The organism is Thalassotalea ganghwensis (assembly GCF_053485795.1).
This window is the reverse complement of the sequence record NZ_JBQRUM010000005.1, coordinates 1-22,025: the sequence shown is the minus strand read 5'-3', so window position 1 is coordinate 22,025 and position 22,025 is coordinate 1. Positions and strand designations below refer to the sequence as shown.

Genomic DNA, 22,025 nt, shown 5'->3' with positions numbered 1-22,025 from the left:
AAAAGCTCAGCTTCTGCTGAGCTTTTTATTCTCTATAGTGATAGTAATAAAAACAAGGAGATGTATGAATATCCCAAACAGTGAACGACTCAGTTACCGACTAATGGATGAAAGTGATGCGGATCTCTTTTTTGAGCTTGATCAAGACCCTGAAGTGATGCGCTATCTTAGCGGCGGCAAGGTAACGAGCAGAGAAGATATTGATAATGTTTTTATGCCGAGAATGAGAGCTTATCGTGACGAAAAAAAAGGCTGGGGTATTTGGCAAGTTAATACGAAAGAAAATAATGAGTTTTTAGGGTTTATTTTAGTCAGACCAATGTATTTTTTTTCTGATCATACCGAGTTTGATAATCTTGAGTTAGGTTGGCGTTTTTTCAGAAAAACGTGGGGTATGGGCTATGCCAGCGAGGCGGCTATTCATATAAAAAATCATTTTGCACAAGATAAATCATATAAAGCATTTAGTGCCATTGCCAGTGAAGAGAACCTAGCTTCTGTTGGGGTAATGAAAAAAATCGGTATGGAATATGTGAAAACTTACTACCATGAAGATCCAGTATTTACTTGTGACGTGGTCTACTATCAAATGAAAAATCAATAAGCTAGTTTGCAAATATTGTAGGGTAATTGTAAAAACACGTTAATTTCCTGTAATAAAACCGCTGATACGACGACTATAACGATAATTTCTAATGATAGAACCTTCGTTTCAGGGAGTTTTAATGAAGCTAACCGTAAACAACATACGCAAGCAATACAGCAATGTCACTGCGATAAAACAACTTAACTTTATAGTCAATGAAGGAGAAATTTTCGCTTTACTTGGTCCTAATGGTGCAGGTAAATCTTCGTTAGTCAGAATGCTAACTGGGTTTACACAACCAGATTCTGGTAGCATTTCATTGGAGATGGATGGGAAATACTATTCACATATTCCCGCGCACACCTTAGGCTACCTTCCTGAAGATAGGGGCTTGTATCCTGAAAAATCGGTCATTAAAAACCTAATTTATTTTGGTCAGCTCAACGGGATGGAAAAAAAAGATGCGCTTGAAAAAGCCCGTTTCTGGCTAGAAAAATTTGATTTAAGTGAACGACATGATGACCCATTAAAGTCACTTTCTAAAGGTAATCAACAAAAAGTACAACTTATCACTGCGGTGCTCCATCAGCCGAAATGGGTAATACTTGATGAGCCATTTTCTGGCCTCGATCCGGTCAATCAAGAAAAAGTCGTCGAGTTTTTGTCAGAGCTCAAGCAACAAGGAATGACGGTTATTCTTAGTGCTCACCAAATGGCGATGGTAGAAAAGCTTGCCGATAGAATGTTACTTATGAATAAGGGCGAAGCGGTATTTTATGGTGACATTGATGCAATTCGTCAGCAAGCCAATAGCCAAGCGAGGTTAACGGTAACCTATCAAGCACTGCCCAGTGAAGAGCAAATCACCACCACTTTAGCGCAGCTAAATCATTTCATCGATGCGCCTAACGCCATCACTCTAGAGCTTACTCATCAGCAAAACTTCAATGACGTTCTAAGTACGGTTACCCAACTTGGCAATGTGACGGCATTGCAAAGTCAAAAAATGGATTTACACCAACTTTACTTAAATGCCATTGCTGCACATGGAGGTCATCATGAATAAACACAATCAATTATCTCAAATTTGGCTAGTAACTCGCTGGGAATTCGCACACTTCTTTAAGTGGAAGCAAGAAGTCATTTCAAAAGTGATTTTGGTGGCCATCGCCTTGTTTATTCTATTGTGGGAACAAGTTAAAGGAGAATTTACCACGGTTTACCAAGTTGCGATTCCAGCTTCTATTTCCTTAGAAAATAATGATGAGCAATTTAATTTTGTTTCCACAACTGAATCATTTGAACAGTTAAAGCAGCAAATGATAGAAACAGAAACATGGCATGCAATTGTTACCAAAGAACGCGCTGCTGGAAGTAAAACTGCATTAACCGTTTATAGCCTTGATAAACAAAGTTGGTTAAATGATCTCAACCAAGTATTAAACCAACAGTTTGGCCAGATCTACGCGAACACGTTAGGTTTAAAAGAGGAGCAAGTAGCACGTTTAAAACAACCTACTCAAATAGAAAACCGTTACTTTGACGATAAAGTAAAGTCAGATGAGAATGTCGGTTCATTAACGGCTACGGGGATGATTATCCTGTTAGCAATCGGCGTTTTCACCTCATTTGGTCAGTTATTTGTCAGCATTACTGGCGAAAAACAGCAACGAGTAACCGAACAACTCTATTCATGTGTTAGTCCACAAACATGGATAGATGGCAAAATCTTTGGTCAAATATTACATGCGATAAAAGCGATGTTTACCAGCGCTATTACTGCCCTATTAGGCTATGCATTTTTTAATGTCGTTCTTGCCGGCAATAGTTTCGATTTATCAATTATAGAGTGGTCGTTATTGCCTTGGTTATTGATCTTCTCTTTACTTGGTCTTTATTTTTGTACCGCCTTTATTGCAGCAATTGCTGCAGCTATCGATGATCCCAATCACAGCGCGAAAACCAGCATCATGTTGCTACCGCTCGTACCAATTATCATCACCTTTTTAACCATGGATAGTCCATCTGGCTGGGCATTAAACTTTTTAAGTTACTTTCCGCTAACTTCGTTCGCTGCCATGCCAGTAAAAATGTCGTTAATTGACGTACCAATATGGCAACCGATTATCTCAGCGTTATTAAGTTTAGCTTTATGTTTATGGATGCGTAAAAGTGCGGCAAGACTATTTAAAATGGGCATGACCATGTATGGTAAAGAGCCCGGTGTTAAAGACATGATGAAATGGGCGCTTAGCGAAAAATAACGGTCAGCAGTTGTTACTAATCCATGCTTAAATGAGGTAACTAGGTTACCTCGTTTAAGCACATTTCTTACCTACCCCTTGACGCGATACTGGATATAAAGACAGTAAACCTTTACACTAATTGTTATTAGTTAGCCTTTAAAACCAACTAGCCTTTTGATGAAACTCTATATTGCAGAAAAACCCAGTCTCGGCCGAGCAATTGCCAATGCGCTGCCAAAACCCCATAAAAAGCACCAAGGGTATATTGAGCTTGCTAATGGCGATGTCGTCACTTGGTGTATAGGTCATCTGTTAGAGCAAGCGGATCCTGATGCTTACGATGCCAAATTTAAGAAATGGTCGCTTGAACATTTGCCTATTGTTCCCGATAAATGGCAACTTAATGCAAAAACTAAGACTCGTAGTCAATTAACTATCATTAAAAAGCTCATCAAACAGGCCAAAATATTAGTGCACGCAGGTGACCCTGATCGTGAAGGACAACTACTGGTTGATGAAGTAATCAATCATCTCGGTGTTAGTGACGCCAAAAAAAGTACAACACTACGATTATTGATTAACGATATGAACCAAGCTGCTGTCGTAAAAGCGCTCAATAACCTTCAATCAAATGCTGACTATATGCCATTATCGATTGCAGCACTTGCTCGAAGTCGCGCCGACTGGCTTTATGGAATAAATTTAACCCGAGCGTTAACCATTCAAGGACAAAAAGTGGGGTATCAAGGAGTATTGTCGGTTGGACGCGTGCAAACACCTGTTCTAGGGTTGGTAGTTAAACGAGATAATGAAATTAAACATTTTACGACTAAACCTTACTATCAAGTCGACGCATTACTCCATACCGATAAGCAAGAAGCGTTTGTTGCTCGCTGGCAACCGAGTGACGCATGTCAACCATACATGGATGAAGAAGGCCGTGTGTTAGTCAAAGCGTTAGCAGAGAACGTGGTCAGCCGCATTAGCAATCAGCAAGGAGAAGTCACTGACATAAGTATTCAAGATAAACAGAATAAGCAACCCTTGCCGTTTAATTTATCTTCTTTGCAGATCAGTGCCGCTAAACGTTTTAATATGAGCGCCAAACAGGTGCTTGATGTTTGTCAGCAGCTTTATGAAAAACATAAAATTATTACCTACCCTCGCTCGGATTGTCGCTACTTGCCGAAAGCTCAGTTAGCGCAAGCAGCTAATATCGTCGGATTTCTAACAAAATATCCTGATGTAAAACGAGAGGCTAGTGACGCGGATTTATCGATAGTTTCCTCGGCGTGGAATGACAAAAAAGTTGGCGCTCACCATGCAATTGTGCCGACAGAGAAATCACCAATAAACCTTTCGCTATCGAATGCTGAGCAGAATATTTATCAACTCATTGCTCGGCAATATCTAGCACAGTTTTATCCAAACTATCGCTATCAGCATCAAAAAGTTTCAATCACTATTGCAGGTGGACTGTTTGTAGCAAAAAGTAATACCGTCCAAGAATTAGGCTGGAAGGCTTTATTTAACAGTAAATCAGTACAAGATAATGATAACCTTCAAACCAATTTACCTCCTCTAACGAAAGGGCAGCTATTGACCTGTCACCAAGGAGTACTCAAAGAGAAGCTAACTCAACCGCCACAAGCATTTACCGATGCAACGCTGTTAGAAGCAATGACGGCCATTAGTCGCTTTGTTGAAGACAAATCCCTTAAATCGATCTTAAAAGAAACAGATGGCCTTGGAACAGAAGCGACTCGTGCGGGTATTATTGATTTATTATTCAAGCGAGGTTTTTTAGTTCGTAACGGAAAATCCATCCATGCGACAGAAGCGGGTGTAGGTTTGATTAATGCGCTTCCGAAACAATGCAGCACTCCCGATATGACCGCTCATTGGGAATCAACCTTAAACCTGATCAGTGAAAAGCAAGCGAGCTATCAGCACTTAATGGTGCCACTGACGTCAACGTTGACGGCATTAATCGATAAAACCGCTAGTGAATTACCAAAAAGCTTACAAGGGGTAAAAGCGGTAGCAAGACAACCTTTTAAAAAGCGGAGGAATTACCGGAAAAAGGCCACTGTCTAACTTTTTAACGTTGAAACAGCGTAAAAATAAAAAGCCAACTCATCACTATGTAGTTGGCTTTTCATCAACGATAATATTAGGAAAACTAAACTCGTTCAAATACCGTTGCGATACCTTGGCCTAAACCGATACACATCGTTGCTAAGCCAATGTTAACGTCTTTACCTTCCATTAAGTTAATCAAGGTTGTTGAGATACGAGCGCCAGAACAACCCAATGGGTGACCCAGTGCAATTGCACCTCCATTGAGGTTGATCATATCATCCATTTTATCTTCTAAACCTAATGCACGTACACAAGATAACGCTTGCGCAGCAAAAGCTTCATTAAATTCTGCCAATTGAATATCACCAAGTGATAAGCCCGCTTTTTTCAGTGCTTTTTTCGTTGCAGGTACGGGGCCAAAGCCCATGGTTGACGGATCACATCCAGCAACTCCCATACCGCGGATCTTAACACGAGCGGTTAATCCCAACTCTTTGGCTTTATCTGCCGACATCACCAGCATGGCAGATGCGCCATCTGATAACGCAGATGAAGTACCGGCAGTTACTGTACCATTAGCAGGGTCAAATACAGGGCGTAAACCAGATAGGGTATCGACCGTCGTTTCAGGACGAATCACTTCATCATGCTCAATCAATGATAAGGCTCCGGCTTCATCATGGCCTAAGGTAGGTACAATTTCTTTTGCCCAGCGACCTTCCAACGTTGCTTGATGAGCACGTTGGTGTGAGCGGGCACCAAAAGCATCTTGTTGCTCTCGTGTCACGCCATGTTGCTTACCTAACAACTCTGCCGTTAGCCCCATGTTACCTGCTGCACGCGAAATGTATTTACTTAGTGCGGGGTCAAAATCAACATCATACATCATAGGCACGTGACCCATATGCTCGACACCACCAATTAAATAAATATCGCCTTGCTCAGCCATGATGTTGGTTGTGGCATCATGTAAAGCCTGCATTGATGAACCACATAAACGGTTTACCGTCACAGCGCCAACATGCTTTGGAATATCGGTTAATAACTGTGCATTGCGAGCAATATTAAAACCTTGCTCTTTAGTTTGCTTAACGTTACCCCAGATAATATCTTCAATTAACGCCGGATCTAAGTTAGGGTTCCGCACCAATAATTGCTGCATTAAATGGGCTGAAAGTGCTTCAGCTCTAACATTTCTAAACACGCCAGCTTTAGAGCGCCCCATTGGTGTACGAATACAATCGACAATTACGACTTCTTTCATGGTGTTCTCCTTTGCTTAAGCTGTTTTAACATCAGTAGTGAAATATGACTTACCAGATTGAGCCATCGCTCTTAAACCGTCGGTAACTTGATAAATCTCGCCAAGATGCGCGTATTTATCAGCCATGGCAATAAAGTTATCCAGTCCTAACGTTTCTAAATAACGGATTGGCCCTCCTCTAAATGGCGGAAAGCCTAAGCCATAGATGAGTCCCATATCTGCCTCGGCAGCACTATCGACAACTCCCTCTTCTAAACAACGGACCACTTCGTTGATCATTGGTACCATAAGTCTGGCTATAATCTCTTCACTTTCAAATGCTTTGCTTTGCACCCCAAACAATTCGTATGCCGCTGAAGCTGCAACTTTCGTTGGCTTACCACGTTTATCCTTACCATAATCGTAGAAACCACTGCCGTTTTTCTGACCTAAACGCTTAGCATGATATAAAGCACTCACAGGGTCATTTTCAATTTTTGCCATGCGAGTTGGGAATCCTTCAGACATAACCCCTGTACAATGATCAGCAGTATCAATGCCAACCACATCAAGAAGGTATGCTGGTCCCATCGGCCAACCAAATTGTTTCTCCATGACTTTATCAACAGCAGTAAAATCAGCGCCTTCTAATACCAACTGACTAAAACCAGCAAAATATGGGAATAAAACGCGATTAATGTAAAATCCTGGACAATCATTTACCACGATTGGTGATTTACCCATTTTGGCTGCGTATGCAACCACAGCGGCAATCGTTTCATCAGAGGTTTCTTTACCTCTTATCACTTCCACTAAAGGCATTTTATGAACGGGGTTAAAAAAATGCATACCACAGAATTTATCTTTGCGTTTAACGCTTTCTGCTAATAAATCAATGGAAATAGTCGAGGTATTAGAGGTTACTATTGTATCTTCGCTAACACTGTCTTCTACTTCCGCTAACACTGAGGCTTTGATTTTGGGGTTCTCAACTACTGCTTCAACGACGATATCAACATCTTTTAAGCCATCATAGCTAAGGGTGGGGGTAATATTGTTTAATACGCCAGCCATTTTCTTAGCATTAATACGACCTTGGTCGGAAAGTTTTGTTAAAATTCCGGCCGCTGTCGTTAATCCTAAGTCCAACGCTTGGTCATTAATATCTTTCATAACGATCGGCGTGCCTTTATAGGCTGACTGGTAAGCAATACCTCCGCCCATGATACCTGCACCCAGTACTGCAGCTTTCTTAACGTCTTTTATTGCTAACTTACTCGCTTTTTTCGCTTTACCTTTGATCACTTGATCAGCAAGGAATAATCCAATCTGTGCTGTTGCCGCGTCAGTTTTGGCAAGCTCAGCAAAGCCTTTGTTCTCACAGGCCATCGCCCCAGCTCGATCGAGTTTAGCGGCCGCTTCAATGGTATTAACGGTTAGCATTGGCGCTGGATAATGTTTACCCGCTTTCGCCGCTATCATGCCTTTACATGTAGAAAAGGTCATTAACGCTTCAACATCACTGAGCATCAAGGGTGCTAACTTAGGTTGGCGTTTTGCTCGCCAATCCAATTTATTATTTATCGCATCTTTTAACATTTTTAATGCAGATTCTCTCAATGCTTCAGGTGCTACAACAGCATCAAGAGCACCAACGGCTAATGCCTGTTCTGGTTTCCACGATTTACCTGTGCTCATCCATTCAACCGCGTTATCGACACCAATAAGGCGAGGTAATCGAACGGTGCCACCAAAGCCAGGCATTAAGCCAAGTTTTACTTCTGGTAAACCGATTGAACAGCTGGTATCAGCAATTCGATAGTCACACGCTAAGGTCATCTCACAACCACCACCTAAAGCAAATCCATTAATGGCCGCTATAGTTGGTACGTTTAAATCCTCAAAAGAATCAAAGACATCTGAACCTTGCTTGATCCAAGGAATTAGCTCATCAACTGGTTTTTTAAATGTTTCTAAAAATTCGGTAATATCTGCGCCGACAATGAAACTTGATTTAGCGGACGTTACTAAAACACCTTTTGCTTGTGGACATTCATTAATTGCTTTAACAACCGCTCTAAAATCTTCAAACGTTGCTTGATCAAACTTATTGACTGAACCTTGCGCGTCAAACTTAAACTCTACAATGCCGTCGTCGAGTAACTCTGCACTGAGACTGTTGCCCTGAAATAACATGCCTTGTCTCCTCACCTTTAGATTTCTAAATTGGGTTTCTAAATATTCAGTTGCTTCTAATAATAGTTGAATGAGTGTGCCTTGAAAGAATTCTAAAAGCAAATTTTTTAAACGCGCGTTTTAATTATGTGTATTAATCTGATTGGTTTCGAAAACAGGAAAAAATGACTATACTGCACAACATTAAGATAATTAGAACTTTAGCTGCTATTGCTACAGTAATATTAGGGAAAATTTTAGTTGGTTACCATCAAGCGTTCCATTATCAATAAAAAGCTTTATTGGCTTTTATTTGGATTATCTTTCAACTTTAGCGCTATCGCTGGCGATGATATTTTTGAGCTATCGTTAGAGCAGTTGATGCAAACTCCAGTTACTATTGCCACGGTCAGTGAATCATCAGTGCTAAAATCGCCAGCAAGTGTTTCTTTAATTTCAAAAGATGACTTGAACGCTTTGGGCATTAGCACATTAATCGAGCTATTTGATTACATCCCTGGATTTTATTCGGCTTATAACTCTGTTGAAGGTAATGACTCTTACATGGTCAGTCGAGGTCATGCACAAAAATATGCTAACACGATTCTTTTTCTTGTTAATGGTCAACGGATAAATGAAGATTATACTGGTGGTATTAACTACCTTATTCGGAATTTAAAGCTCTCGCATGTTAAAAGAATAGAAGTCATTAGAGGACCTGGTTCATCATTATACGGAGCTAATGCCTTTAATGGTGTTGTCAATATTATTACCGAAGTAACATCGAGCATTAGTGCGTCGATAGGAAATTTAGATTCTTATCGAGGAAGCTTTGGCTGGCAAACGCATCTCAACGATTGGAATATAGGCTTATCATTTGAAACAGAACAAGAAAAGGGTGATACCTTTAATTCGGTATTTGATCGATTCGCGCTTGCACAACAAACCTCAGATCCACGAAAAAGCCATCAAGCAATGCTAATGGCAAATTACCAAAATTTTCATTGGCTAACTTTATACAACGATTATCAATTTGAGCAATTTTATCTCTTTAGACGCCTTAATAATGATGTAAACCGATTACAGCTCAATAACCTGCTTCACCAAGCAAGCTATGTTGAAAATTTTTCCTCGGGGCAAAAATTACATTTAAAGGGACAATGGCGAACTGGCAAACGTCGCTCCCTTGCTATGCTGCAACCACAAAACGACGACATTTTTAACTACGCTCCGCTGCTTTTTGGTGAAAATTTTTCCTTTGAGAATAAGCAACTGAATGTTGACTATATCTACCCACTAAATAGTGATTTTGAGATATCCTCAGGTGCTCAATGGAGTTTAAGTGAGCTTCCAGATGGCGCAATCAAAAGTAACTATAACCTTTATGGTGACCTTGAATATTTAAATGATGTCACCGTATTTGGTGAAAAAGAGCAACGAATAGTCTTAGATGTCAAAAGAAAAACCTTAAGCGCATACGCACAGCTAAAGGCTCATCTATCTCCCCAACTTACGGTAACTTCGGGTGTAAGATATGACAGTTATAATGATATCGAAAATCGCGTAAACCCAAGATTAGCTTTGGTTTATGAGACGTTAGGTAATGGCATTATAAAGCTTTCTTATAACGAGGCGTATCGCGTTCCCTCGCTGGGCGATTTATATGATGAAGAAAATGGCTTAGTTGACGGTAATCAGACATTAAAACCAACGGTGCTTAAATCAGCAGAACTAAATTACCAATTAGCCAACGACAACCTTTTCTTTTCATCGACGCTGTTTAGCAATCATATTAGTGATCTTATTGGTTTTGATACCAGTGGTACCGTCAGTAAACTTGCCAATATATCGAGTAATAAAGCTGTGGGCATTGAAACAGAATGGCGTTGGACACTAAACAACAACTGGCAACTATTTGGCCATTTTACCCAACTGCTATCTAACCGTTCTAAAGCAGAATCACCTGGTGAGCGCATACCCAGTGAACTTATTCCCTCAGAGCTGTTATCACCGAAAAAATATGGGCTGCTGGGCGTAAAATGGCAATATAACAATAGTCTAAGTGGTGATGTGCAATTTCACTGGCGAAGCAAAATAGCGACCTTAAGTAACCATAGCTCTTTATTAACAACCAATATGAACATCCGTCATCAAGTTGATAGTGAAAATGAAGTTAAACTCAAAGTGGCCAATCTATTTGATAAACAATACGCCCACCCGACCATTACCACCATAGGGAATGCTGATAATATGCCGTTAAGAGAGCTTCCAGCTCGAGGTCAGCATTGGGTCATTGAATATACTTATCACTTTTAAGGCCAGTCGGCGTAATTATCATTGGGAGAAATGCTCGTTTTACGATAAAATTTAGTTTTGTAAGAGCATCCATTTATTCCAATGAAACAATCTACTCGCTTTAACTCACCCGAAACCTTGCTACTTGCTATGGCATTTGTGATGCCGCTCGTTTTTTCTGTGTGGATGGTATTGCTCAACAACTTTGTTATTGAAAAAGCGCAATTTACCGGTAAGGAAATCGGCATTTTACAAAGCCTGAGGGAAGTTCCTGGCTTTTTGGCGTTTACCGCTGTTTATTTATTGTTGTTTATTAAAGAGCAACGTTTAGCAATCATTTCCTTATTTATTACAGCACTTGGTGTTGGCCTAACTGGCTTTTTTCCTTCAGTGATTGGCCTGTACATAACCACTGTGATTATGTCTGTAGGCTTTCATTACTTCGAGACGGTTAATCAATCATTAACCTTACAATGGATTGATAAAGGTCAAACTGCGCACTTTATGGGCCGTTTATTATCAGCAAAATCCATTGCCTCACTACTTGCTTTTGGCAGCATTTGGCTGCTCATGGAGTATTTTACTTGGTCGTATCAAATGACTTATGCATTCTTTGGTACCGTGGGCGTAATCGCCGCACTTTGTCTGCTCATATTGTTTAAGGAATTTCCTCAGCATACCGAGCAGAATAAGAATTTAGTGTTACGGAAAAATTATTGGTTATTTTACGCCTTAACATTTTTCAGTGGTGCTCGCCGGCAAATTTTTGTTGTTTTTGCTGCTTTCTTGATGGTGGAAAAATTTGGTTATAGTGTTTCTGAAATTAGTGCCTTATTTCTTATTAATTACGTATTTAACTGGTTGTTTGCTGCAAAAATTGGCAAGTTCATTAGTGTAATTGGCGAACGCAGGGCCTTAAAAATTGAATATATTGGCTTGATCCTACTTTTTATTGCCTATGGGTTAGTTGATAACAGCATACTTGCCGCTATCTTATATGTTGTTGATCATTTGTTTTTTGCATTGGCGATCGCCATAAAAACCTATTTTCAAAAAATCGCTAAAGCTGAAGATATTGCGGCAAGTGCTGGTGTAAGTTTTTCGATTAATCATATTGCCGCGGTTGTTATTCCTGCGTTGTTAGGGATGGTTTGGATCATCAATTCTTCGTGGGTGTTTTATGTAGGAGCTGGCTTTGCTTTTTGCTCTTTGGCGTTATCTCACCTTATACCGAATCATCCAGAGCAAGGGATCGAGTTTAGCTATCTAGAATCAAGTAAAGAAAAAGGCGCTACGGTTTAACCGTGCGCCTTCTCTATTAAGCTATAGCTCTATAAGGCAAAAGACTTGAATTACTATCTATTTGTTTCTAAGAAAGCTAAAAACTCGTCTTCCGGCATCGGCTTCGCATAATAAAAGCCTTGTACTTCGTCACACGCCAGAGCTTTAAGATGCTCTTCTTGTGCTTGTTCTTCTATGCCTTCCGCGATTACGGTAAGATTCATTTGCTTACCTAAATTTATAATGGTATCGGCGATAATAGCTTGTCCAGGCTCGGCAATTTCGGTGATAAAAGAGCGATCCACTTTAAGGCGATCCAGCGGTAACTTCTGCAAGTAGCTCATTGATGAGTAACCGGTACCAAAATCATCTAAGGCAATACTAATACCTTGTTTTTTCAACTCGGCTAACGCATCAACCACGACTTGTGGTTCATCCATCAAGATGTTTTCGGTTATCTCTAGTTCTAGTTTATCGGGTTTAACTTGGTGACGTTTTGTCGCCTCAATAATACTCTGCACAAAATTATCACGTTTAAACTGCGGAATAGATACATTCACTGAAACACCAACGTCATCAAAACCTTTGTGCTCTAGCACTTTGATGGTTTGACACGCTTGGTTTATCACCCAATCTCCGATATCAATAATTAACCCAGAATATTCGGCTAACGGAATAAATACCGCCGGAGAAATAAACTTCCCTTCGGCAGTCTTCCACCTTAGTAACGCTTCAGCACCAATAACCTTTCCTGTCGAGAGATTTAATTGTGGCTGATACCAGAGTTCTAGACGATTGTCAGCAAAGTCTGTACGCAACTGACGGATCATTCCTAAGCGCCACAAGGTCTTCTCTTCCATTTCTTGTTTATAATAGACAAAATGGCCTTGATTACTTTTCTTAGCGAGATTTAACGCAATATTTATTTGGTTTAACACTTTTACGCCACGTGAACCGGCATCTTCTTTAGTGCAAAGCCCAAAGCATGCTTTAACGGGTAGGTTCTGCTCTCCTGCACTAAAAGGCTCAACAAATAACTCGTTTAAACGCTCTGGGTTCACAACGTCCTGTGGCCCAATAATACCAAAAACGTCTGCGCCGACACGGGCAAACTTGCAACGTTCACTCATCGCCTTCATACGCGCAGTGACCGACATTAATAATTGATTACCTAAATCTTGACCGAGGCCATCGTTAATATCACTAAAGTGGTTCAAGTCAATTAAGCCAGCCACTTGCATCATGTCAGTACTTTGACCAAAGTCATCGAGCAGATTTAAAAACTCCAGCCTGTTCGGCAACTCTGTCAACCAATCTTTATAAGCCGCATTTCGAAGCTTTTGAAATAGGTGAACATTCTCGTAACCAACAGAAATATTGGTTAAAAACACTTCAATTAGTTGCTTATCTATTTCACTCAGTGGGTTGGCGAGTTCAACAAAAATGACCGCTCTAAAACCACCGCTTGATAAATACAAACAGGTTTGCTGACCTTCAATATGATGTTGTTTTTGCTGAAAGCAGTTTTTAATGACATTTTCTTTATGCACATCTTCAAAACTACTAATTTTTCGATTAACAATATCGTTTGTTAATCCATCCTGAGCCAAGATGTACAAACTTAAGTCATCTGCAGCTTCGACAATGCCTTGTCCGCGTGCACAGAAAACGCCATTTTCAATTTCAATTAAGTTTTTAAGCTGGTCTAATACGCCGGCGGCATATTTATTAACAGAGTGAAGTTCAAGCAACTCAGCTGAAGCTGCGATGATTTTTTCTAGTCCTTCTCTATTTTGGGTGACGGTATCAATTTGTTGATAGGAACGAATGGCAGCGTAAACGGTTGTCACTAATTTACGACGGGTTAATTCAGTTTTGGTTTTATAATCATTAATGTCATAGTCTTTAATGACACTTTCTTCGGGTGCATAGCCAGGTTGACCTGTTCGTAAAACTATTCGAATATCGGCTCTTTTTAAGGTTTCACGGATATGCTTGACAACGTTAAGGCCTGAATCGTCGGTTTCCATCACAACATCTAACAGAACTAAGACAATATCTTCATGTTGTTCAATTAGCTGACAAGCATCGCGACCAGAATAGGCATGAATGTACTCAAGGCGTTTACCAAGAACAACTAAATCAGATAACGCAAGCTGCGTTACCGAATGAATTTCAGGATCATCATCAACAATCAACACTTTCCATGTTTCTGCATTAGAGTCATCTAAAATTTCATCTTCACCACTATCATCGATAAACAAAAAATCGTCGTTAGTATCTTCAGAAGCCTGCATACTACCCTCAAATAACTGACAGGTCGCCAGTTAACATTATAAAAAGTATCTTTAAAATATTTTTTTTAATAATCTTATTAAATTACATCATAAAAGTCAGTTTGATAATATTCAACAAAACAATTCAATAAAATTGCCTATCGATTGCCGCTAACAGCATAAGTTTAGGTAATTATTTTCATCTTTACACATTTTTATGTGGTTTTTTACAAAAATAATCCACTCTTAGCACTATTTCGGTTATGGTTAATTTAGCGAGTTATTGTGCAAGATGCGAATAATTTATTTCATCATCATGAGGCAAAGATGAAAGTTGGCAAAACGAGTACCCCGATAATTACTGAAGTTGGTAAAGTAAAACATACCCAACAAACTGAAAAGATCGAAGTAGAAGAACCAGCAAAGCAACAGGCGAAAGCCTCAAAAGCGGGGCCGTCATCACAGCTACAATTATTAAACTTAGCAAAGCAATTTGTCCTTGATGGCGCACTACTGTCACCGGAAAATAAAGCTCCACTTGAGGATAGAACGCAAAAACGTGAAAGGTATTTGCGCTTAAGAAAGCAACAGAATCTTGAAGCAATAATTGCCAAAGCAATTCAGTATTGTTCAGACAGTGAAATAACCGATAGAGCAGACATTGATTGGTTTAATAGTTTTACCGAGTTTGCCGAAGGTGTTAGTAACCCAACGATGCAAGATTTATGGGCTAAGATACTTGCCTATGAAGTTACTAAACCGGGATCATTTTCATTAAAGACGCTAAAAGCCTTTCGCACGATGAGTATAAGTGAAGCGCGGCTGTTCGCAAAAGCCTGTGCGGTTGCCGTTAAAGGTAGTAACCATAAAAGTTATCGAATCATCTCTGGCTCATACCAATTGCCCGGAGTCTTTAACTTTTTTAGCAAAGAGAGACAACGCACCATAAGTTTAAGTCGTTTTGGCTTAAGCTACTCAGAGTTTTTAACCTTAGCAGATAATCACTTACTGTTTATGCAAGAAACTGAAACTGCACCAATGGCAGTCAATGAAACAATTCACTTTTATTGTAATGGAGAACCGTTGATATTAACGGCAAAACAAAACAATTGCTTGTTAAGCTTTTATAAATTTACCGGTATCGGCGTTGAATTGGCTAACTTAATACCTGATGAAGTTGATAATGAGTATTTAACCGTGTTGAAACAACAAATAGGACTTCATTTTGATATAAAGCCCTAAACCTTGTTGATTAGATGCCATCACCATCCGTGTGCAAGCCACATTCGCGTTGCATACCGTTAAAACGGGTTTCGCTTTCATCCATACCTAAAGTCAGGGGTTGGGTACTATGCACATCGCCTACCGATACATAACCTTTATCCCATAGCGGATGGTATGGCAAATTATGTTTGGTCAAATACTGGTGAACATCGCGATTAGACCAATCAATAATTGGATGCACTTTAAAACGCCCTCTTAAAATGCTAACTACCGAAAGATTTTCTCGATGAGAAGACTGTTGTCGCCGAATACCAGAAAACCATGTACGAGCATTTAACTGGCTTAAGCCCCTTTCAAGCGGTTCAACTTTATTTCGACGATTATAAGCTTTTAATGAATCTTCATCTTTAGCCCATTCTTCTCCATACTTCGCCAATTGCCACGCGGCACTCTCTTTTGCGCTGAAAACTTGTAAGTTCAAGTTCAGTTTATCGGTAAGCTCATCGATAAAACGATAAGTTTCTGGAAACAAATGCCCGGTATCCGTTAGCAAGACCGGAATATTTGCGTCTATCTGGGTGAGCATGTGCAGCATCACGGCAGACTGAATACCAAAACTTGACGACAAAACAAACTCACTAGGCAAGTTTTCCATCGCCCACTCTACGCGTTGCTCTGCACGTTGCTGCTCTAATAATTCATTCCATTGATTCAGCCAAGGCTCCGGTAGAGAAGCAGGAAAGCGGTTACTGATCGCCGCTCCATTGGCTGTTTGCGTCAAATTAGTCATGAAAATCTCGCTTACTGACGATAACTTCCTTAATGATGCCAGCACGAATAACAAAATCACCGAAGGCTTCTTGGCTTTCTCTTTCTGCTACCCAACGTTCAACTAGCTGATCAATCTCAGTCAGAATTTCTTGTTCAGTTAAATTTTCTTTATACATTTTAGGCACACGTGTCCCTTCAGGATTACCACCTAAATGCATGTTATACTTACCCGGACCTTTACCTACTAATCCTATTTCGGCTAACATTGCGCGACCGCAACCGTTAGGACAACCCGTAACTCTCAAAATAATGCTTTCATCTTGAATGGCATGTTTTTCCAAAATAGCTTCAACATCCGTCACTAACCCTGGTAAATAACGTTCAGCTTCAGCCATTGCTAGTGGGCATGTAGGAAATGCAACACAGGCCATTGAATTTTTACGTTGATTACTAACGCCATCATCCATTAAGCCATGTTGACGAGCGATTGCTTCGATTTGCGCTTTATCTTGTTCGTTAACGTTGGCAACAATAAGGTTTTGATTAGCCGTCATACGAAAATCACCGCTATGTATTTTGGCTATTTCAGCTACCCCAGTTTTTAGCGGTTTGCCGGGATAATCAAGTAAGCGTCCATTTTCAATGAACAAGGTTAAATGATGCTTGCCATCAAAGCCTTGCACCCAGCCAATGCGATCGCCTCGACCTGTAAATTCATAAGGACGACTTGCCTCAAAGGTAATACCCGCTCTTTGCTCAACTTCAGCTTTAAATACCTCGGTACCAACACGGTCAAGAGTATATTTAGTCTTCGCATTTTTACGGTTAACTCGATTTCCCCAATCACGCTGCGTTGTAACCACCGCAGCAGCAACATCTAAGGTTTTATTTAATGGAACAAAGCCAAAATCATCCGCTTTTCGCGGATACGTAGACTTATCACCATGAGTCATGGCTAAACCGCCGCCAACCAATACGTTAAAACCTACCAATTTACCGTTGTCAGCTATCGCAACAAAATTTAAATCATTTGCATGAACATCAACGTCATTCTGTGGTGGGATCACTACCGTTGTTTTAAACTTTCTTGGTAAGTAGTTTGAACCTAAAATTGGCTCTTCATCAGTACCTTCCACTTTTTCGCCGTCGAGCCAAATTTCCGCATAAGCACGTGTTTTGGGTAACAAGTGCTCACTAATTTTTTTCGCCCACTGATAAGCTTCTTGATGTAATTCTGACTCTACAGGGTTAGTGGTACACAAAACGTTGCGGTTAACATCTCCTGCTGTTGCTATTGAGTCTATGCCAATACTGTTTAACGTTTGGTGCATCAACTTAATGTTAGGCTTTAATACACCGTGAAACTGAAACGTTTGCCTTGTCGTTAAACGAATACTACCGTAACTGGTATGCTCTTGAGCAAACTTATCAATCGCTAACCACTGTGTTGGGGTAATAATACCACCAGGCATACGTGCCCTAAGCATGACGTTGTGTAAAGGCTCAAGCTTTTGCTTTGCGCGCTCTGCTCTAATATCGCGATCATCTTGCTGATACATGCCATGGAAACGAATAAGCTGAAAGTTATCTGCAGTAAAACCACCAGTAACAGGATCTTTGAGATCTTGCTCAATCGTGCCTCGCAAGAAATTACTTTCACGCTTTAAGCGCTCATTGTCAGCTAACTTACCTTCTACCACTAGTGGGCCATTGGCTTTAATTGAGTCACTCATTAGTAAACGTCCTTCTGATAACGCTTCGCGTTACGTAAATCTTTCAAATATTCTTCAGCTTGCGCTTCTGTTTTTTGACCTTCACAAGCGATAATTTCAACCAGCGCTTGCTCTACATCTTTAGCCATTCTGCTCATGTCACCACATACGTAGAGATGAGCGCCTCGCTCTAACCATTGGTAAACTTCACTGGCGTTCTCTTTTAAGCGGTGTTGAACATAAATTTTCTCTTGCTGATCACGAGAAAAAGCAAGTGATATCTTCGTCAGTAGTCCAGACTTAAGGTATGACTGCCATTCAACCTGATACAAGAAATCTTGAGTAAAGGTTTGATCACCAAAAAATAGCCAGTTATCACCCTGAGCATCAGTCGCTTCACGCTCCTGCATAAAAGCTCTAAAAGGAGCGATACCTGTACCAGGACCAATCATGATTACCGGTACATTGCCGTCTGTAGGCAAGCGGAAATTGTCATTATGCTCGATAAACACTTTAACTTTATCGCCATCTTGTAAACGCTTGCCCAAATAGCCAGAAGCGCCTCCGGCTCTGACTTTTTCATTTCTGTTGTATTCAACCAAACCAACGGTTAAATGTACTTCTTCTTCAACTTCTTTTTGACTGGAAGCAATAGAATATAGACGAGGGGTGATCTTTCTTAACGAATCAACAAATGCTTGCGCATCAACTGGGTTTTCTAACGTCGAGACAACATCAACGACTTGATGCTCACCAGCAAAAGCTCGCAGTTTATCACCGTCATTAATTAGCGTTAGTAAGGTAGCGTCTTGGCTTAATTCCGCCCAAAACTTAACAAAATTTACGGAGGTTTGAGTGATTTCAAGCTTTTCAATTAGCGCTTGTTTTAACGTTAACTGCTCACCTGAAATTTCTATTAAAGTATCACCAGCTAATGACAATTTTGACAAAAGCTCTTCGACAAGTATTGGATCATTTTCGAACCAGACGCCTAACGCATCGCCAGGCTGATAAACTAAACCAGAATCTGAAAGGTCAATCTCAATATGACGAACATCTTTAGCTGAATCACGACCAGTGATTTTTTGGCTTAAGGCAAACTCTGCTTGATAAGGGTTTTGTTTACTGTACGCAGAACTTGCTCCAACCGTAGGCATTGCGACAACATTGCTTTGCTGATTATCACTCGCCACTAAGGTTTTTGCTTTTTCTATTATGTCTTTTGTCCATGCATTTGCCAACTCTTCATAGTCAACATCACAATCAACTCTTGGCGCCATTTGTTTAGCTCCAAGTTTCGATAAAAACTCATCAAAGTCCTTACCGGTTTGGCAAAAATATTCATAACTGGTATCACCAAGCGCTAAAACGCTGTAGTGAAGTTCTGGTAATTGGGGTGCTTTTTTAGACGATAAAAATTCATGTAACGCAATAGCATCATCGGGCGGCTCGCCTTCACCATTGGTGCTGGCAACAATCAACAAGTGACTAATGTTCTTTATCGCCTTTGGTTTTATTTCAGCCATGCTTTTGCATTCGACACTTATACCAGCAGCGCTAGCTTGTGCAGCCAAGACCTTGGCAACACCTTTCGCATTGCCTGTTTGTGAACCATACAATATCGTCAATGTTGAAGCAGCTTGCGTTGATTGCGCTAATACCGCTCCTACTTGAGTACCTCCTGCATTTTCCGCCTGTGCAGCTAAGTACCCGCTCGCCCATGCCAATTGCAATGGCGACAAACTACTCGTTACTTGCTTTAACGATGTCAACTGCTCGCTATTTAGCATGGTTTGATTTAAATTTTGTTGTTCTGGCAACATAGTGTCAATTCGCCTATTTCAAAATAATGCTGCAAGTTTAATCAGTCTTTGAACGTTTGAAAAAGAATAGAAGAGGCTTTTTTATTCCATAATAGAATATTAAAAATAAGATAAAATAAACTAAGGGGTGAGTGGTCGAAATTATGGGATGTATTGCAAGCACTTAGCTTCGATACCAAATAAGACGCGTTATAATAAGAATAGAAGTAATGAATTTTGCGTATCTATGTTTAAAGAATTGTTCAACAGATTACCCGGCTACAAATTTTGGTTAGCAAATACTCTGTTCTGGTTGGTGCTAAACACCATTTCCGCAGCTCATACTCACCGCTGGGAAGTACAAAATAAAGAACATGCGCGCATGTTTTATGAAGTATGGCTATATTACCTTCCATGGTGGGGAAATTGGATTTTCATCGCACCGGTAATCATCGCAGCAACCTCGATGATATCTTTGGATAAAAATTCGCCACTGCGTTTTACCTTAAAAAGTTTGTTTGTCGCTTCCGTAATATTTGTTGTTTATTGGGGCGTAACAATGTTAGAAGTTATTTTACTAAAAGGTAAATCGATTAACGCTGAAACGATTAGCACAGCATTTGATTCTTTGCTACGCAGCCCACTTTATATGGATGTTTTAGTTTACATTGCTGTGTTTGGAACTGGGTATGCAATGTCATATCATCAAAAAGTAAAACTGCAACAGCAAATAAATGAACAACTCTCAAAGCAACTGCTAGAGGTAGAGTTACACTCTCTTAAGTCTCAGCTCAATCCACACTTTTTATTTAATACCCTAAATACCATTTCAAGCCTTGTGCGCTTAGACGAACGCAATACAGCAATAAAAGCGATTAGTGAGTTAAGTAAAATGTTACGGAAGGTCCTAGAAAATCGTAATAATCAAGTGATATCGCTGAAAGACGAAATGGAGTTTATTGAAAGCTATTTGGCGATACAACAACTGCGTTTTGAAGATAAATTAAAAATCAGTGTTAATGTCAGCAAAGGATGTATGCAAAATGAAATCCCCTTTATGTTGTTGCAAACCTTAGTCGAAAATGCAGTACAACATGGCTCACAATTAGAGACCAACGAAAATCATATTACCTTAGATATTAACTGTAATGATGGCCAGCTCTATATTAGATTGGTAAATATCGCTCCGGAGACTGATGAGCATAAAGGCTTTGGTATCGGTTTAAAGAACTGCCAACAGCGTATGGAAAAACTTTATCAAGATAAATTTTCATTAGAGCTTAAAGAGCTTCAAGATGGATACTTTGAAACGTCATTAACATTACCACTGAGAGAATATCATGCTTAATGTATTAGTCGCTGATGACGAAAAACTTGCACGCCAGACCGTTAAACTGTTACTAAAAGAGCATGCAGATATTATTAATATCTATGAAGCAAAAGATGGCATAGAAGCGTTATCAATAGCAGAGCAGTATAATCCAAATGTTGCGATCCTAGATATTCAAATGCCAGGTAAAACAGGCATTGAGGTCGCATCACAGTTACCAAAGGGGATCGCGGTGATCTTCTCTACCGCTTATGATAAATATGCAATAAAAGCGTTTGATATTAACGCTGTTGACTACCTATTAAAGCCCTATGATGACGCGCGTTTCTCACAAGCAATTAATAAAGTGAGAGAAGACTTAATTAATAAAAAAGAAATTGATTACTCATTAATTTCTGATTATATCTCTATTGTTTCACAGCAAACGGAAAAAGATTATCAGGAAAAGCTCATTGTAAAAGATACTGGCAGAATACGTATTGTAGAAACTCAAGACATTAATTATATCTTGGGTGCTGGTAACTATGCGGATATTTACTTAAATGATGGCTCTCACATTCTCCATAGAGAAACACTCTCGGCGTTAGAGGCATCGCTTGATCCAAACTTATTTAGCCGTATCCATCGCTCCACCATTGTTAATAAAACCAATATAAAAGAGCTCAGTACTCAGGACAACGGTGATTATCAAGTTACGCTAAAATCTGGTGATGTCCTAACCTTATCCCGACGAAATAAGATCAAATTGAAAGAACTATTAAAGTAGTTTTCCGGTGTTATTTGGCTGTGTAATTGATTTTGTTTAAAATTTATAAAAAACAGATAGCAAGAGACAAACAGCAAAAAGCCCGACACGTATGTATCGGGCTTTTTTCAATAGGAGTCTAGCGATGACCTACTCTCACATGGGAACTCCCACACTACCATCGGCGCGACTGCGTTTCACTTCTGAGTTCGGAATGGGATCAGGTGGTACCACAGTGCTATTGTCGCTAGACAAAA

Annotated in this window: 15 protein-coding genes and 1 rRNA gene; 9 read left to right on the top strand and 7 right to left on the bottom strand. The window is 40.0% G+C overall.

All coding sequences use genetic code 11. From position 1 onward, the window contains the following. Nucleotides 1–64 precede the first annotated feature (64 nt). The 4 genes from ACSLUH_RS06470 to ACSLUH_RS06455 all read left to right on the top strand — a co-directional run bounded on the left by ACSLUH_RS06470 (nt 65) and on the right by ACSLUH_RS06455 (nt 4,929). On the top strand, nt 65–604 hold the full coding sequence (locus ACSLUH_RS06470; RefSeq protein ID WP_448565484.1) for a GNAT family N-acetyltransferase: 540 nt from the start codon (nt 65–67) through the stop codon (nt 602–604). Nucleotides 605–725: 121 nt separating this feature from the next. Then, complete coding sequence (locus tag ACSLUH_RS06465; RefSeq protein WP_448565483.1) at nt 726–1,652, top strand: ABC transporter ATP-binding protein; 927 nt, start codon at nt 726–728, stop codon at nt 1,650–1,652. Then, nucleotides 1,645–2,850 (top strand): ABC transporter permease, encoded by a 1,206-nt coding sequence (locus tag ACSLUH_RS06460; protein WP_448565482.1) that lies wholly within the window; start codon nt 1,645–1,647, stop codon nt 2,848–2,850. The genes ACSLUH_RS06465 and ACSLUH_RS06460 overlap by 8 nt, the downstream gene beginning before the upstream one ends. A 159-nt stretch (nt 2,851–3,009) precedes the next feature. Next, nucleotides 3,010–4,929: a DNA topoisomerase III gene (locus ACSLUH_RS06455; RefSeq protein WP_448565481.1), complete on the top strand. Its 1,920-nt coding sequence runs from the start codon at nt 3,010–3,012 to the stop codon at nt 4,927–4,929. A gap of 85 nt (nt 4,930–5,014) precedes the next feature. On the opposite strand, the gene fadA is transcribed toward ACSLUH_RS06455, so the two are convergent. After that, a complete protein-coding gene (gene fadA / locus ACSLUH_RS06450) occupies nt 5,015–6,178 on the bottom strand; it encodes an acetyl-CoA C-acyltransferase FadA (protein WP_448565480.1) in 1,164 nt (387 codons plus the stop codon). Between the two features lie 15 nt (nt 6,179–6,193). Next, nucleotides 6,194–8,353, bottom strand: coding sequence for a fatty acid oxidation complex subunit alpha FadB (gene fadB / locus ACSLUH_RS06445; protein WP_448565479.1), 2,160 nt, complete (start codon nt 8,351–8,353; stop codon nt 6,194–6,196). 240 nt (nt 8,354–8,593) lie between these two features. Between fadB and ACSLUH_RS06440 the strand changes: the two genes are divergently transcribed. Together ACSLUH_RS06440 and ACSLUH_RS06435 are read left to right on the top strand one after the other, a co-directional pair. After that, entirely contained in the window at nt 8,594–10,648 is a 2,055-nt protein-coding gene (locus ACSLUH_RS06440; protein WP_448565478.1) for a TonB-dependent receptor plug domain-containing protein, read from the top strand. 81 nt (nt 10,649–10,729) lie between these two features. Beyond that, a complete protein-coding gene (locus ACSLUH_RS06435) occupies nt 10,730–11,929 on the top strand; it encodes an MFS transporter (protein WP_448565477.1) in 1,200 nt (399 codons plus the stop codon). Nucleotides 11,930–11,982: 53 nt separating this feature from the next. Here the strand turns inward: ACSLUH_RS06435 and ACSLUH_RS06430 are convergent, their stop codons facing one another. Further along, on the bottom strand, nt 11,983–14,205 hold the full coding sequence (locus ACSLUH_RS06430) for a bifunctional diguanylate cyclase/phosphodiesterase (protein WP_448565476.1): 2,223 nt from the start codon (nt 14,203–14,205) through the stop codon (nt 11,983–11,985). Nucleotides 14,206–14,469: 264 nt separating this feature from the next. On the opposite strand from ACSLUH_RS06430, the gene ACSLUH_RS06425 reads away from it, so the two are divergent. Then, nucleotides 14,470–15,426 carry a TIGR03899 family protein gene (locus ACSLUH_RS06425; RefSeq protein ID WP_448565475.1) on the top strand — a complete coding sequence of 319 codons (957 nt, stop codon included), beginning with the start codon at nt 14,470–14,472 and terminating at the stop codon, nt 15,424–15,426. A gap of 10 nt (nt 15,427–15,436) precedes the next feature. Here the strand turns inward: ACSLUH_RS06425 and ACSLUH_RS06420 are convergent, their stop codons facing one another. From ACSLUH_RS06420 to ACSLUH_RS06410, 3 genes are read right to left on the bottom strand one after another with little or no spacing between them, the layout of a single operon-like run. Beyond that, complete coding sequence (locus ACSLUH_RS06420; protein ID WP_448565474.1) at nt 15,437–16,198, bottom strand: phosphoadenylyl-sulfate reductase; 762 nt, start codon at nt 16,196–16,198, stop codon at nt 15,437–15,439. Then, nucleotides 16,191–17,912, bottom strand: coding sequence for an assimilatory sulfite reductase (NADPH) hemoprotein subunit (gene cysI / locus ACSLUH_RS06415; protein WP_448565473.1), 1,722 nt, complete (start codon nt 17,910–17,912; stop codon nt 16,191–16,193). The genes ACSLUH_RS06420 and cysI overlap by 8 nt, the downstream gene beginning before the upstream one ends. Next, complete coding sequence (locus ACSLUH_RS06410) at nt 17,912–19,714, bottom strand: assimilatory sulfite reductase (NADPH) flavoprotein subunit (protein ID WP_448565472.1); 1,803 nt, start codon at nt 19,712–19,714, stop codon at nt 17,912–17,914. The genes cysI and ACSLUH_RS06410 overlap by 1 nt, the downstream gene beginning before the upstream one ends. Before the next feature lie 226 nt (nt 19,715–19,940). On the opposite strand from ACSLUH_RS06410, the gene ACSLUH_RS06405 reads away from it, so the two are divergent. Both ACSLUH_RS06405 and ACSLUH_RS06400 read left to right on the top strand, forming a co-directional pair. Continuing rightward, a complete protein-coding gene (locus ACSLUH_RS06405; RefSeq protein ID WP_448565471.1) occupies nt 19,941–21,041 on the top strand; it encodes a sensor histidine kinase in 1,101 nt (366 codons plus the stop codon). After that, nucleotides 21,034–21,789, top strand: a complete 756-nt coding sequence (locus ACSLUH_RS06400) for a LytR/AlgR family response regulator transcription factor (protein ID WP_448565470.1) — start codon at nt 21,034–21,036, stop codon at nt 21,787–21,789. The genes ACSLUH_RS06405 and ACSLUH_RS06400 overlap by 8 nt, the downstream gene beginning before the upstream one ends. A 116-nt stretch (nt 21,790–21,905) precedes the next feature. Here ACSLUH_RS06400 and rrf read toward each other — a convergent pair. Beyond that, a 5S ribosomal RNA gene (rrf, locus tag ACSLUH_RS06395) occupies nt 21,906–22,020 on the bottom strand. Nucleotides 22,021–22,025: the final 5 nt, after the last annotated feature.